The following is a 14159-nucleotide window of genomic DNA, read 5'->3' as shown; positions in this document are numbered from 1 at the left end:
AAAAGAAACAAGATGGACGGAGACAAAAACCGATCTTTAGTCCAAACAGATGATTTGCACACTTGAATAAATTCCTTTAGGCTTGAATTAAGCGATAAGAAAGGAAGAGAACAAATGGCAAAAAAAGTTGCAGCAATCGTTACAGATTTAGTTGAAGATGTGGAACTAACGTCACCGAAAGAAGCACTAGAAAAGGCTGGACATACAGTGACTTTGATTGGGTTTGAAGGAAATCAAACAATCAAAGGAAAAAAAGGCGCAGAATTCACAGTCGAACAAAGTATTGCAGATGTTTCTCCTGAAGACTTCGATGCGCTATTGATACCAGGGGGATTTTCACCGGATCAATTACGAGCAGATCAACAATTCGTTGATTTTGTTTCTTACTTTTTAAAAAATGATCAACCGTTATTTGCAATTTGTCACGGTCCACAATTATTTATTCAAACAGGTTTAACTGAAGGACGGACAATGACAGCTTATGATACGGTACGTCCAGATATCGAATATGCCGGTGCCGTCGTGAAGGATGAGCCAGTGGTAATTGATCGAGGTTTGATTACTAGCCGAAATCCTGATGATATTCCAGCATTTAACGAAGCAATCGTTGAAGCACTAGCAAACTAATCTGAAAGAGGTTGAGAGAATAGTGTTTGGCATCAAGAATAAGAAGGAATTTCCGAAAATTGACAAGAAACACAAAAACTAGTTTTTGATGTTGATTGTTACCTACTTGGTGCTTCTCAAATTTTTGGTAAATTTCGGCAAATTTTCCGAAGATGCTGCTTTTGTCCCAGTCTCATTAAAAAAAGCAGTCGTATCGGTCGAAAATGGCATCAGCTATTTTCCGGAGGATGCGATTGCTTTTTGTCATTTTTCGAAAAACTCTTTCTTATTTCTTGATTCTACACACTTTTATCTCAACCTCAGACGATGCTATTAGTCCATGTTGGTAAAGATTCCCATATTTTTCTACAAGCACCAAATAACCGTTTTTCGAATACTTAGCGATCTAAGTACTTGAAAAACGGTTAGTTAGTGAAACGAATGGTTCTTGACATGGTTAGTTAGAGAGTAAATATAAATGGCTACTTCCTGGTTGTAAGCGAGAATCATTTGTATGTAAATGTTCACCATCAAAAATTTGATAAGAATCATTTTTAGTCTTACAAAGTTCTTTTATTTTTCGGACTGTATTTGTGCCTTCAATTAAGACACCGAAGTCTTGTTCACAGGAGTAGTTATACACTACAGCAGAAGGATGTTTGGTGATGCCCATTTCTCGAGCGATTTTTTGATCAGAGAAAAAAACTTCTTTAACAAACTCGGATTGACGATCTTCTTTGAACATCTCGATATCGCCGCCGACTTCTGCAAAAAGTGATTCAGCAAGTTCTGGAGAATACGGTACTTTATTACAACCTACAGCTTCTTGCATTTTGATCAAAAATTGACGTCCTTTTTTCTTACCTTGGAACTGTGCCGCTTTACAGTCTAACGCAGCAGAATAGGTAGTTGAAAATAAGTGGTTACGCGTAACGAGGTCGTTTTGAGAAATTCCGTTACGTTGCATGACATCCCCAATTGTCTGCAAATTAACTAAAGGTAGAAAACGAAATTGCATCTTTTCTTTGGATGTTTTTCCGTACTCTTCTTCAATAAATTGTAATAACTGTTGTTCTAGTGTAAAACAATGTTTCCCCAAAGGATTAACAAATAAATAGATTTCGATCATATGAATCTCCCCCAAAATAGATTCTATACAACTCGTGAATTCTTTTATTCACAACGTATAACTTAACAGAAAAACGATAAAAAATGAACTCAAGTGCCTTGTGAAAATGATAGAACTTTAATTTTTCGCTGCTAGCATCCGTTGAATTTTATTTTTAGCTGGTCGATAAGGGAAAGAATGTCTTTCCAAAAACGCTAAAAAAGCAGATTTACCAAGAGTAGCATCAGATACTTCTAACTCCAGTTCAAAATCATGTAATTGTTCTCCAAAACTTTCATCAATCGCTAAAAGACCTTCCTCAATGTGAAATTCCGCACGTTTGGTAGTAATGTCTCCAATTTTGCCCAATTCATCCGAAGGAACAGCCAATTCTAACAATTTTTGAAAAACAGCACCCTGACGTGGCAATTGACGTTGCTCAATGAAAGAGAGTGCTTCCTCTTTGCTTAAAGTATCAGTGGTTTCAAGTTTTCCTTCTTTTGCAGGTGTTTTTAGTGTATATTCTGCCCGATCTTCAAGTAATCGGATGCGTAATCCACAATTTTTTTGTGCTAGCTGTCCATCTGGTGTATCAAAATAGATATTCGTTTGAACCGTAAAATCTTCTGGTTTTAGTTGATAATACTGGATCAATTGAGTATATTCTTGTTGCGTCAGCATGGACTTGTATTCAATTTCTAACATTTCAGACATAATGATCGCCCCTTTCATTCATTCTGCCTAATTTTTCCTTTTTGGTCAATACAAAAAGCCGAGAGGTACAAAAAAACTTCATTTATATGTTAAAATAGAAAAGAATGTTAACGAAGTAGAGGGATCAGCGATGGAACGAGATTGGGAAGAGTTTTTAGCACCGTATGAACAAACAGTATCAGAATTAAAAGTAAAGTTACGCGGGATCCGTAAGCAATTCAGAGAACAAAACCGACATGTTCCGATTGAGTTTGTTACTGGACGAGTCAAACCAGTCGATAGCATTGTGACAAAATCACAGCTGCGTCATATTCCGATGAGCCGTTTAGAAGAAGAAATGTCTGATATTGCTGGATTACGAATCATGTGTCAGTTTGTAGAAGATATCCACCAAGTAGTAGATATCATTCGTAAAAGAAAAGATATGAAAGTGATTCAAGAAAGAGATTATATTACAAATAAAAAAGCCAGTGGGTATCGTTCGTATCATTTAGTGATTGAGTATCCTGTTCAGTTGATCAGTGGCGAAAAGAAAATTTTAGCTGAAATTCAAATCCGGACGTTAGCTATGAACTTTTGGGCGACAATCGAACATTCATTGAACTATAAATATCAAGGCGTGTTTCCTGAAGAAATGAGTGAAAGACTCCAACGTGCGGCAGAAGCGGCTTATCAATTGGACGAAGAAATGTCCAATATTCGGGAAGAAATCCAAGAAGCTCAACGTCTATTTTCCCATGGAAGAGGAAAACGAGATGACGTTTACTATCGTACCGTATTAAATCGAGAGAAAAAAGAGGAGGTCACGGATGAAAGTAGCGATCGTTCATAACCAAGAAGCGAAAACAATTGAAGTTACCGAACGATTGAAAGCTCTTTTGACACAATCGGCTATTCAAATCGACGGACAACGCCCTGATTTAGTGATTTCCGTAGGTGGTGATGGGACGTTATTGTCCGCTTTCCACAAGTATAGCCATCTATTAAATGAAGTTCGTTTTTTAGGGGTCCATACAGGGCACTTAGGTTTTTATACGGATTGGCGTGACTATGAATTGGAAGAATTAGTCAATAGCTTACAGACCAATCAAGAACAAAGTGTAAGTTATCCTTTGCTCGATATAAAGATCAGTTATTTAGATGATAAGCCGGCAAAACATTTCTTGGCTTTGAATGAATCCACGATTAAACGATCAAATCGGACGATGGTTGCCGATGTATATATCAAAAATGAATTGTTTGAAAGTTTCAGAGGGGACGGATTGGCTGTGTCTACGCCAACAGGTTCAACCGCTTATAATAAAAGTATCGGCGGGGCAGTTATTCATCCGAGTATCAATGCCTTTCAGTTAACTGAAATTGCTTCATTAAATAATCGAGTCTTTCGTACACTCGGTTCGCCTATGGTCATCGCACAAGACGAATGGCTGGAAATCAAATTAGAAAATACAGAGGATTATCTTGTTACAGTCGACCAATTGGATATTAAGGAATCGAATATTCGTTCCATCTATTATCGCATTGCAAAAGAGCGAATTCATTTTGCTTCTTATCGCCATATGCATTTTTGGCATCGTGTAAAAGATTCCTTTATTGGTGAGGGATAACATGGAATTTGTGTGGACGTATGAAAAAAATCATCCGCAGCAGATAAAATATTTTTTAAAAGAAAAAGGAATTTCTAAAGGTTTGTTAGCGAAAATCAAATTTCAAGGTGGCGAGATCAAAGTAAATGGTCAAACTGAAAATGTCTTGTTTTCTCTATCGTACAATGATAAGGTAACGATTGTCATTCCAGCAGAAGGCGAACATGAAACGGTGCTTTTAGATGAAACACCGATCGAGATCGTTTACGAAGATGAACATCTTTTAGTTGTGAATAAACCAGCTGGCGTCTCTTCGATTCCAGCACAATATCATCCAAACTATACGATGGCTAATCGAGTAAAAGCTTATTACAAACGACAAGGTTACGAAAATCAAGTCATTCATGTGGTGACAAGACTAGATCGGGATACTTCTGGGTTGATGTTGTTTGCCAAACATGGCTTTGCTCATGCAAAGTTAGATGTACAGCTTCGAGAAAAACGATTTGTGAAGAAATACCAAGCACTTGTGAGTGGCGAAATAACTAAATTGGCACCCCACGGCTGGATTGACCTTCCAATTGCGAGAGACCAATCTTCTTTACTGAAACGGATGGTTTCGACAGCTGGGCGAAGCGCACAAACCGAATATTGGTTAACGAAAAACACCGCAGAGGTTGCTTTGGTAGATATCCAACTGCATACGGGGAGAACCCATCAAATCAGAGTTCATTTTTCAGAAATTGGCTGTGCGCTATTAGGAGATGAAATGTATGGTGGGCGTATGGATCTTGGAATAGCAAGACAAGCTTTACATTGTTACGACCTGCGTTTTGATCATCCTTTTACACAGGAACGATTGGAATTTAAACAGCCTTTGGCTAAAGATATGGCGACTGTTCTCCAGCATTTTGAAAGTTAGGGTGAGGTGAGATAGAGTTGGATGAAAATCAAGAACTAGAGGAACGATTTGCCCAGTTACTACAGGATTTAAGAGAAAATAACCTACAGGAATTTAGAAATAGTTTCCTGGAAATGCATATTTACGAGCAGGGGCAATTCTATCAATCTCTGAACGAAGAGGATCGTCAACTGATCTATTCCTACTTATCTCCTAAAGAATTGGCAGATATGTTTGATGTGATTGAAGAAGACAATGAATATATGAAAGAGTATTTAGCTGAAATGCGTCCGAGTTATGCTGCAGAAATGCTTTCAGAGATGTATACCGATAATGCGGTAGATTTGCTAAATACCTTAGATAAAAAACAAGTCGCTAAATATTTAAGTTTAATGACTGCTGACGATGCTAGTGAAATCAAAGAGTTGTTACACTATGAAGATGAAACAGCTGGCGCGATCATGACGACAGAATTTGTTTCGATCGTGGCGAATCAAACGGTTCGTTCTGCGATGTATGTCTTAAAAAACGAAGCAGATGTAGCTGAAACCATTTACTATATCTATGTCGTCAATCAAGAAGAAAAATTGGTTGGAGTTATTTCATTGCGGGATTTGATCGTTAATGATGATGATGCAATGATCTCTGACTTGATGAGCGAACGTGTGTTATCCGTCCATGTGGGGGATGACCAAGAAGATGTCGCGCAAACCTTTCGTGATTATGACTTTCTAGCATTACCCGTAACAGATTACGATGACCATCTACTTGGGATCGTAACAGTTGATGATATTATTGATGTTATTGATGATGAGGCTGCAAGTGATTACTCTGGTTTGGCAGGGGTCAATGTTGAGGAAATCAATGAAAATCCCGTGAAGTCAGCTGCTAGACGTCTTCCTTGGTTGATCACCTTATTATTTTTAGGGATGTCTACGGCTTCGTTGATCAGCCATTACGAAGAACTGGTGAGTGAAGCAAGTATTTTAGCTGTCTTCATTTCGTTGATCACCGGAACTGCGGGGAATGCTGGCACCCAATCATTGGCGGTTGCAGTTCGCCGTTTGGCTGTTTCTGACGACAAAGATGCTGGTTTTGTCCGTTTGATTCTAGCTGAAGTACTCACAGGACTTGTGACAGGGGCAATCACTGGCTTGACGATCTTTTTGATTGTAGGAATTTGGAAGCATAACTTTATTTTAGGCTTTGTGATTGGGATTGCCATGTTATTTGCGATTACTGTAGCCAACTTGGCAGGAAGCTTGATTCCGATGTTGATGGATCGCTTAGGGTTTGATCCTGCCGTGGCTAGTGGTCCTTTTATTACCACCTTGAGTGATTTGACTAGTGTCTTGATCTATTTCAACATCGCTTCATTGTTTATGGGGTATTTTATGTAGCCATTCCTTTTGAGATGGTGCAACAAGTCTGTGATAAAAATAAAAAACGTAAGGAGCAAAGTAATCAACTTGCTTCTTACGTTTTTATTATTACTAGAAAAATTTTAGTCGAATGAAACGATCTTTGTTCCATGAACTTCATTCACGCCTAGTTCTTTGGCAACATGTTCTGCATTTTTGTAATCGATCTTGCCACCAGGTAAGATGATCAGACGTCCGTCAGCATAAGCAATCAATTTTTTTAAATGGTCAAAATTGGCTTCAATTGGTGCGTTCGCATCTCCACCATGAGTTAAAATCCGGTCTACACCGTGTTCAACCAGCCAATCAATCGCTTCAAATTGCCGTTCTTGCGGGATACAATCAAAAGCCATGTGGAACGTGATTTGTAGTCCTTCTGAGGTTTCGATCAATAATTCCATTGCCTCTTCATCAATCCAATTTGAAGGAGTCAAACAGCCTATAACTACGCCATCTGTACCTAATTTCTTCGCTTCGATTAAATCAGTATGCATGATCTTTAATTCAATATCATTATAGACAAAATCGCCACCTCGTGGTCGGATAATTGTCATTACAGGTACTTCTTTTTCATTGGCATAGCTTAAAACTTCTTCGATCACTCCGGTGCTAGGTGTGGTTCCGCCAGCAGCTAAGTTATCGCATAATTCGATCCGGTTCGCTCCCTTAGCAATTGCTAGAGGAATGGAAGTATAATTTTCTGCACAAAATTCTTTGATCATTTGCCTGCTCCTTTATCATTCGCCTTCTTCTTCTAAAATTGTACCATATTTTTTGTAGTTGCTAAAGTTTTCTTCTAACGGTAAGATGAAAAGGGAATAAAGCAATATTCAACGATTAAAACAAGAAATGAGCAAAAAAAATGTTAAAAAAAATTGATCAAGGTCGCCAATTTTTAAAGGGAAATCAACAGTTGTTCCGATGCCCACTTTGCCATGCTGGAGTAGCAGTCACTGAGAACGGTTTGGTTTGTCATCAGAACCATCGCTTCGACTTATCCAAAAAAGGCACGCTTTACTTTTTATCTCATGGGGTAAAAACGGAATATGATCAGAGTATGTTTGATCCCAGACGTAGAATGATCCAAGCAGGGATGTATCAGCCTGTGATCGACTTGTTAGCACAACAAGTATCGCAGGGATCAGAGGTCTTAGATGTTGGCTGTGGCGAAGGAAGCTTTTTAAATGAATTAGCACGACTGCAACCATTGAAAAAGGCCGTAGGTTTTGATCTTTCTAAAGAAGGTGTTTATGCGGCTACTGCTCAGCCGGTCGAGGCGTTTTGGTGTGTAGCAGATTTAACCAATCTTCCTTTTGAAGACCAAACATTTACTACAATTCTAAATATTTTTTCGCCTTCTCACTATAAAGAATTTCAACGTGTGCTAACCGATGATGGGGAAGTCTTGAAAATCGTTCCGCAACAAGATTATTTAAAAGAATTACGCCAAGCGTTTTATCCAGACCAGCCTGAGAAACAACAGTATTCAAATGAACGAGTGGTGGCTAAGTTTGCGGAGTCCCTAGAATTGACTGAACGTCGGCGTGTTACCTACGAATTTGATATCCCAGAAAAAAATCGGCAAGATTTGTTAGCGATGTCTCCGCTCGAATGGCAAGTCAGTCAAGACGTCAAAGAGCGTGTGTACCAGAATCCTTTGAAAAAGATTACAATTGACGTAGAATTATTAAAAGGAAATAAGAGAAAACGATTGCAATGAAATTATTCATTTCTAAAGGTTGCAAAAAGAGTTTGTTGATGATATAGTAACGACAAGTTGTTTTTTCATTGGTTTTTATCAGGTTCCTGTTCTGATAAAAGTTAGTGAGAAGAGCTTCACTAACGTAACGACTCGCAGTGACTGACACCGAGTTGATACGTTTTTTTTTATGCCAAAATCACTACTAGTTAGTTAACATATAGATGAGAGGATGGATCTTAATGAACCATATCGTTTTATTTGAACCATTGATTCCAGCAAATACTGGAAACATTGCCCGAACTTGTGCAGCAACCAATACGCCCTTGCACTTGATTGAACCGTTAGGATTTTCAACAGATGATAAACATCTAAAACGTGCAGGATTGGATTATTGGAACGATGTCAATATTACCTATCATCAAAATTTAGATGCTTTTATGGCTTATTTAGGGGAACGTAAACTTCATTTGGTATCGAAGTTTGCCCATAAAGTATATAGTGACGAAAATTTCGCTGATGGAGAAGACCATTTCTTTTTATTCGGCAAGGAAACAACAGGATTACCTGAAGAATTTATGCGTGAAAATGAAGAAAAATGTTTAAGAATCCCAATGAATGACGAACATGTCCGTTCATTGAATCTCTCAAATACGGCTGCAATGATCGTCTATGAAGCATTGCGCCAACAAGGATTTCCTAATTTAGAGTTAACGCACCATTATGAAAATGATAAACTAGACTAGAGGTCATTTTCCAAGTGCTCTGATTCAAGCATTAAGGAGAAACAAAGAAAAACAGCTTTTCATGTTTTACTTGGTTTGGACTTAATGCACAGAATCAACTTGGAAAATACCGTTTATCAAGAGGTCATTTTCCAAGTATTCTGATTCAATACGAATAATCACAAGGACTTTTTATTGAAGGAGTTCTTTGTTTTTAAGGAACAAATTTTATAAAATAGTAGCATCATCTTTGTCTAAATGAGCCTATAAGGAGTCCGATATAAATGGAATTATATTTTACCCGACATGGAAAAACACAATGGAATCTCGAACGCCGTTTTCAAGGAAGCCAAGGCGACTCACCACTTTTACCTGAAAGCTATGAGGAAATCAAAGCATTTGGTAAAAAAGTGAAGTATGTACCATTTAAAGCAATCTATTCAAGTACCGCTAAGCGTGCCCGTGACACAGCCGAAGGGATCAACCAAGAATTAGCGCATCCAGTCGAAATTATTTATACTGATAAATTAAGAGAATTGGGTTTAGGAGAATTAGAAGGTCAATCAATTGATGAAATGTACGAACGATATCCTGAAAACCTTCCCAATCTACGTAACCACTTAGATCGTTATGATCCGACACCTTTTAAAGGAGAAGCGATCGAATGTGCCATTACTCGTATTGAAACAGTTGTGGCTGATGCCGTTGCTTTACATGATGGACCGATCTTGTTTGTTGGGCATGGGGCATCATTAACTGCGGCGATCCAATGGTTGACAGGAAAAAAACTGAGTCAACTAAGAGAAATGGGTGGCTTATATAATAGTAGTTTGACGATTTTAGAAACAGGAGAACCCAACAATTTGTTGCCTTATGAATTAAAAGTTTGGAACGAAATTGACTTTTTAGGAAAAGAGACAAAACCAGAACCATTACTCTAATTGGAAAGGAGGCGGCAAGATGCAGCCAGAAGAAATGCCTTATTTTGTTGGTACAGTTGCCGCAATCTTTTTTCAAAATCCAAGTAATTTTTATAAAGTACTGTTGGTTCGGCTCACTGAAACAACAGCTGACTATCGTGAAAAAGAAATTGTGGTCACTGGAAGCTTTGGTGAGATCCAAGAAAATGAACTTTATCGTTTTTACGGCGAATTAGTCGATCATCCTAAATATGGGCGACAGTTAAAGGTTGAACGCTATGAGCAGGAGAAACCAACAACAGTCAACGGGATCGTGGGTTATCTATCCAGTGAAAAATTTCCTGGGATTGGCAAGAAAACAGCTGAGAAGATCGTGGAGCAACTAGGTGAAGAAGCGATTGAAAAAATCATCGAAGAGCCGTCCGTATTAGAACAAATCGCAGGCTTGAATCAGGCCAAAAGAGATATGATCGTTGAGACGATTCGTTTGAACCATGGGATGGATCAAGTGATCATGGGCTTGAATCGTTATGGCTTTGGTAGTCAGTTAGCTTTTAGTATCTATCAAGCATATAAAAATGAAGCTTTAGATATCATCCAGGAAAATCCCTATCAGTTAGTCGAAGATGTGGAAGGGATCGGCTTTAAAAGAGCAGATAATCTTGCAGAACAATTAGGGATCGCGGCTGATTCACCAAGACGGATTCGAGCTGCAGTTTTACATCAGATTTTTCAACATGCTGTTCAAACTGGCGATACATATGTACCAGCTGAAACGCTTCTTCATCAAACAATCAAAATTCTGGAAACCAGTCGACCAATTGAGATCCAACCTGATCAAGTAGCGACGGTCATTATTCAACTTGTGGAAGAAGGTAAGATCCAACAAGAAGAAACCAATCTCTATGAAAATAGTCTGTATTTCTCAGAATGGGGGATCGGTAACTCGATTCAACGGTTACTTAGTCGAAAAAAAGAAATCAACTATGACGAAAAAGAAGTGCAGAAAAACATTCGGCGAATTGAAAAAATATTTGGTATCCAATATGGAGAATCGCAAGAAAAAGCAATTTCGGAAGCAATCCGATCACCTTTATTTATTTTAACTGGGGGTCCCGGCACAGGGAAAACAACAGTTATCAATGGGATCGTCAACTTGTTTGCAGAATTAAATGGCTTAGAATTAGATCCAAACAAATATACCCAAGAAATTTTTCCGATTCTACTGGCTGCACCAACTGGTCGAGCAGCCAAACGAATGAATGAGACGACAGGATTACCTGCCAGCACGATCCATCGACTACTAGGTTTGAATGGTCGAGAAAAATCTCCTTCAGTAAGTACGAAAGAATTAGAAGGTGGGTTGTTGATCATCGATGAAATGTCGATGGTCGATACATGGCTAGCTAATACGCTATTTAAAGCCATCCCTACCAACATGCAAGTGATTTTAGTAGGAGATAAAGATCAATTACCTTCTGTCGGACCGGGACAAGTCTTGCATGATTTATTAGGAATTGACCAAATCCCGAAAGTGGAATTGAATCAAATTTATCGGCAGGGAGACGGATCGAGTATTATCCCCCTTGCTCATGAAATCAAAGAAGGTCATTTACCAAGTGATTTTTTGCAAAACCAAAAAGATCGTTCTTTCTTTCGAAGCGATGCCTATAGTATCGAACCTTTAATCGCAAAGATTGTTGAAAAAGCCAAAAATAAAGGCTTCACTGCACAAGATATCCAAGTCTTGGCGCCAATGTACCGTGGACCAGCTGGAATCGATGCGTTAAACAAAATGATGCAGTCGATTTTTAACCCTGGAGGTGCAGGGCGGAAAGAAGTCCACTGGAATGAGACTGTTTATCGAATCGGTGATAAAGTATTACAATTAGTGAACACACCTGAACTCAATGTGTTTAATGGTGATATGGGTGAGATCACGGGAATCGTGTTAGCGAAAGATTCAGAAGATAAAGTGGATGAATTAGTGATTCAATTTGATGCGAATGAAGTGACTTACAAACGCAATGAATGGAATAAAATCACCCTTTCTTATTGTTGCTCGATCCATAAATCTCAAGGAAGCGAATTTAAGATGGTCATTTTACCGATGGTTCATCAGTACCAACGGATGTTGCAACGAAATCTTCTCTACACGGCTGTCACAAGAAGTAAAGAACTATTGATTCTACTAGGGGAAGAACAAGCTTACGTTACTTGCGTTGCGAATGAATCGGCTAGACGAATGACGACATTGAAGAAACGGATCGAAGAAAATGACAGTATGAGTCTTGTTACACGAACGAAACTTGTCGCTTATGAAGATTCCCTTGTAGGTAATGATCCTTTTGAAGAAGGAAATTATACCAAGGCGGGAGAAACTGCTCATCCCGTAAAAGCAGAGACAAGTCAACGAGCCACTCAAGAAAATGCCGTAGATTCAACGGAGGGAAATGTTGGCGATGATCTCTTTACTTTATCAGTAGAACAAGACACAACCGAAACGTCTGTCGAATCAAAAGTGATGGAAGAAGCACCAACAGAGCAACTACCAAAAACATATATTTTAACAACCGAAGCGATTGAAAAACAGTGGATTGATCCAATGATTGGGATGGAGCCAGAGGCTGTGAAAGAAGTGTTTAGCTCCGAATAAGTGAGGATTTTTTTAATAGCTCCTCATATTTTAGAAAATCATCGCTTATTGTTGAGGAGTTGCTTTTTGAACGCCGTGAATCAGAGGTCGTGAAAACATCGGGTAGCTCTGATGACAATAAGAAAGAATTTTTTGAAACAGCTTCTCATGGTTTGAAAAATTTAGGCTTATTTCAAGGAGCTGATGTTTGAACACCGTTTATTCGTTTTTAGAGATAGGTAGAAGAGCCTGAGGCAAGTTTTGGCTCAGGCTCACTTGAATCGCTCCTAATGAGAATGTTACTTATTTTTTAAGAGCCAAGAGATAGATAAAGACCGCAAAAGTTAGCCCAACAAGTCTGACTTTTGCGGTCTCTTCAATATCTACATCTCTTTTTATGGGGTTATCTTACCCATGGAAGAAAATGTATATAAAATAGGCAAAATCAATGTGACACGTTACACCAAAACAGTTGCTTTTTGGTAGCTAATTGCAAATCAAAAGGTTGTTTTTGGCTATCTTCACCATCTTCTTGACCATACTGAGGAACAGTTGATAGTATGCGCAATTTGCTAGTAGTAAAATGATGGAAATTTTTTGATTTCATTTGCTTTTTCTGTAGTAATAAGAAGATGATTCCCAAGATTTTGAATAAATTCACTCGTTCAACAACAACTAGATCGATCGTTGGTTTGGCAATTTCTGCTGTCGGCGCAATCGCTACACCGCCACCAAAATAAGGATGGTTCGTTGCAGTACATAAAAAGGCTTTGTCAAAACTGATTTGTTTTCCGCCAATGTCCACTAAGATTGGAAACCCTTTTTGCCAAAAAAAGACACGTAGGATAGAAAATAGGTAAGCAAAAGAACCTAAATTATATTTATTTAATTTTGTTTTTGAAGTAGAGTGGTTTGTAGCATGGACGATTGCCGCATCTAAGCCAATGCCAAAATTGTTTACTACTACACCTTGTTTGTCACTCACTTTTTCCTCGTAAGTTAAGAGGTTGATTTCTTGAGGTTTGTTCGTCTTTAGGATATTTTCTAATGCTTTCTCGGCATTTCTAGGTAACCCAATCCCTCGAGCGAAATCATTGCCAGAGCCTGCGGGAATATAGGCTACTGGAAATGCCACATCTAGTTGATAAAAGGTATTTAACACTTGATGCAGTGTGCCATCACCACCGATGATCACGAGTAGGGGAAATTCAGACTCGCTTTCTTGTGGTTCGTCTGTCCATTCAACTAATGTTTCTTTCGCTAACTCTTTGGCAATTTTAGCATCATGCCCTGGATACTCACTGTATTGGATCGAATAGTGAAGCTTTTTTTCGGCAAATAGCGGAATCATTTTTTCTGCTACTTTTTTACCAGCACCACTTCCAGCAGCTGGATTGATCAATAAGTAATAATGGAAATTCATTTTTACCTCCTGCATCTGATTCAGAAGATGAGTAAATCTCACTCATTCCACTCATTCATTAAAATAGAAAAAATGATCAAACTATTTTTTGCTTAGTCATTTAGTGAACAAGCAACTGAAACTTCTATCGTTAATTTTACATGGTTTGTGTCTTAGCGAAACTAAGAAAACAAACATTATTTTTTATCCTTGGCTATTATAGCAGAGAAGAGGAATTTTGAAAAAGCACCGTGCATAAATAAGAGGTAAAGTTCACCCTGATTTGAATAAATAGCATGGAAGCAAAAGACTTATATTTAGAGAACGTTTTTTGTAGGAGCAGTTTCAAATCGCGGGGATATCTGCTATAATGAATCCTTGCTTATGACAGCTGCGGTTCATCAACCATCCCGCATTAAAAAAACTAGGAGAAATGAGGAAT

The 14159-nt window shown here is 38.4% G+C and carries 13 protein-coding genes and 1 riboswitch; of the genes, 9 read left to right on the top strand and 4 right to left on the bottom strand.

Annotated features, from left to right (window positions below; translation table 11 throughout):
• Positions 1-114 precede the first annotated feature (114 nt).
• Entirely contained in the window at positions 115-627 is a 513-nt protein-coding gene (locus AB5M32_RS12465; RefSeq protein ID WP_178286857.1) for a type 1 glutamine amidotransferase domain-containing protein, read from the top strand.
• Between the two features lie 436 nt (positions 628-1063).
• Here AB5M32_RS12465 and AB5M32_RS12460 read toward each other — a convergent pair whose 3' ends face one another.
• Positions 1064-1735 carry a ClpXP adapter SpxH family protein gene (locus AB5M32_RS12460; RefSeq protein ID WP_034699468.1) on the bottom strand — a complete coding sequence of 224 codons (672 nt, stop codon included), beginning with the start codon at positions 1733-1735 and terminating at the stop codon, positions 1064-1066.
• Positions 1736-1852: 117 nt separating this feature from the next.
• Complete coding sequence (locus AB5M32_RS12455) at positions 1853-2428, bottom strand: CYTH domain-containing protein (RefSeq protein ID WP_172595694.1); 576 nt, start codon at positions 2426-2428, stop codon at positions 1853-1855.
• 130 nt (positions 2429-2558) lie between these two features.
• Between AB5M32_RS12455 and AB5M32_RS12450 the strand changes: the two genes are divergently transcribed.
• Genes AB5M32_RS12450 through mgtE form a run of 4 tightly spaced genes read left to right on the top strand, consistent with a single transcriptional unit; the run spans position 2559 to position 6315 of the window.
• The gene (locus AB5M32_RS12450) at positions 2559-3260 is read left to right on the top strand and encodes a GTP pyrophosphokinase family protein (protein WP_010720170.1); all 702 of its coding nucleotides are present in this window, start codon (positions 2559-2561) and stop codon (positions 3258-3260) included.
• Positions 3238-4035 carry an NAD kinase gene (locus AB5M32_RS12445; RefSeq protein ID WP_010720169.1) on the top strand — a complete coding sequence of 266 codons (798 nt, stop codon included), beginning with the start codon at positions 3238-3240 and terminating at the stop codon, positions 4033-4035. Before AB5M32_RS12450 ends, AB5M32_RS12445 begins: the two co-directional genes overlap by 23 nt.
• A gap of 1 nt (position 4036) precedes the next feature.
• A complete protein-coding gene (locus AB5M32_RS12440; protein ID WP_010720168.1) occupies positions 4037-4936 on the top strand; it encodes an RluA family pseudouridine synthase in 900 nt (299 codons plus the stop codon).
• Positions 4937-4953: 17 nt separating this feature from the next.
• Positions 4954-6315 carry a magnesium transporter gene (gene mgtE / locus AB5M32_RS12435; RefSeq protein ID WP_368024495.1) on the top strand — a complete coding sequence of 454 codons (1362 nt, stop codon included), beginning with the start codon at positions 4954-4956 and terminating at the stop codon, positions 6313-6315.
• A gap of 104 nt (positions 6316-6419) precedes the next feature.
• Here the strand turns inward: mgtE and AB5M32_RS12430 are convergent, their stop codons facing one another.
• Positions 6420-7058 carry a copper homeostasis protein CutC gene (locus tag AB5M32_RS12430; protein ID WP_010720166.1) on the bottom strand — a complete coding sequence of 213 codons (639 nt, stop codon included), beginning with the start codon at positions 7056-7058 and terminating at the stop codon, positions 6420-6422.
• A 140-nt stretch (positions 7059-7198) separates the two neighbouring features.
• Here AB5M32_RS12430 and AB5M32_RS12425 point away from each other — a divergent pair, with 140 nt between their 5' ends.
• The 4 genes from AB5M32_RS12425 to AB5M32_RS12410 all read left to right on the top strand — a co-directional run bounded on the left by AB5M32_RS12425 (position 7199) and on the right by AB5M32_RS12410 (position 12336).
• A complete protein-coding gene (locus AB5M32_RS12425; RefSeq protein WP_010720165.1) occupies positions 7199-8056 on the top strand; it encodes a methyltransferase domain-containing protein in 858 nt (285 codons plus the stop codon).
• Positions 8057-8277: 221 nt separating this feature from the next.
• Positions 8278-8781: a tRNA (uridine(34)/cytosine(34)/5-carboxymethylaminomethyluridine(34)-2'-O)-methyltransferase TrmL gene (trmL, locus tag AB5M32_RS12420; RefSeq protein WP_010720164.1), complete on the top strand. Its 504-nt coding sequence runs from the start codon at positions 8278-8280 to the stop codon at positions 8779-8781.
• 263 nt (positions 8782-9044) lie between these two features.
• Positions 9045-9701 carry a histidine phosphatase family protein gene (locus AB5M32_RS12415; protein WP_010738514.1) on the top strand — a complete coding sequence of 219 codons (657 nt, stop codon included), beginning with the start codon at positions 9045-9047 and terminating at the stop codon, positions 9699-9701.
• A gap of 19 nt (positions 9702-9720) precedes the next feature.
• On the top strand, positions 9721-12336 hold the full coding sequence (locus AB5M32_RS12410; protein WP_178286855.1) for an ATP-dependent RecD-like DNA helicase: 2616 nt from the start codon (positions 9721-9723) through the stop codon (positions 12334-12336).
• A gap of 424 nt (positions 12337-12760) precedes the next feature.
• Here the strand turns inward: AB5M32_RS12410 and AB5M32_RS12405 are convergent, their stop codons facing one another.
• Entirely contained in the window at positions 12761-13738 is a 978-nt protein-coding gene (locus AB5M32_RS12405) for a diacylglycerol kinase family protein (protein ID WP_096709620.1), read from the bottom strand.
• A 366-nt stretch (positions 13739-14104) separates the two neighbouring features.
• A riboswitch (PreQ1 riboswitch) is annotated at positions 14105-14151 on the top strand.
• Positions 14152-14159 lie beyond the last annotated feature (8 nt).

This window comes from Enterococcus sp. C57 (genome assembly GCF_040887305.1).
GTDB classification, from domain to species: domain Bacteria; phylum Bacillota; class Bacilli; order Lactobacillales; family Enterococcaceae; genus Enterococcus_B; species Enterococcus_B hirae.
The sequence above is the reverse complement of the archived record's forward strand: the minus strand, read 5'-3'. Positions and strand labels throughout refer to the sequence as shown.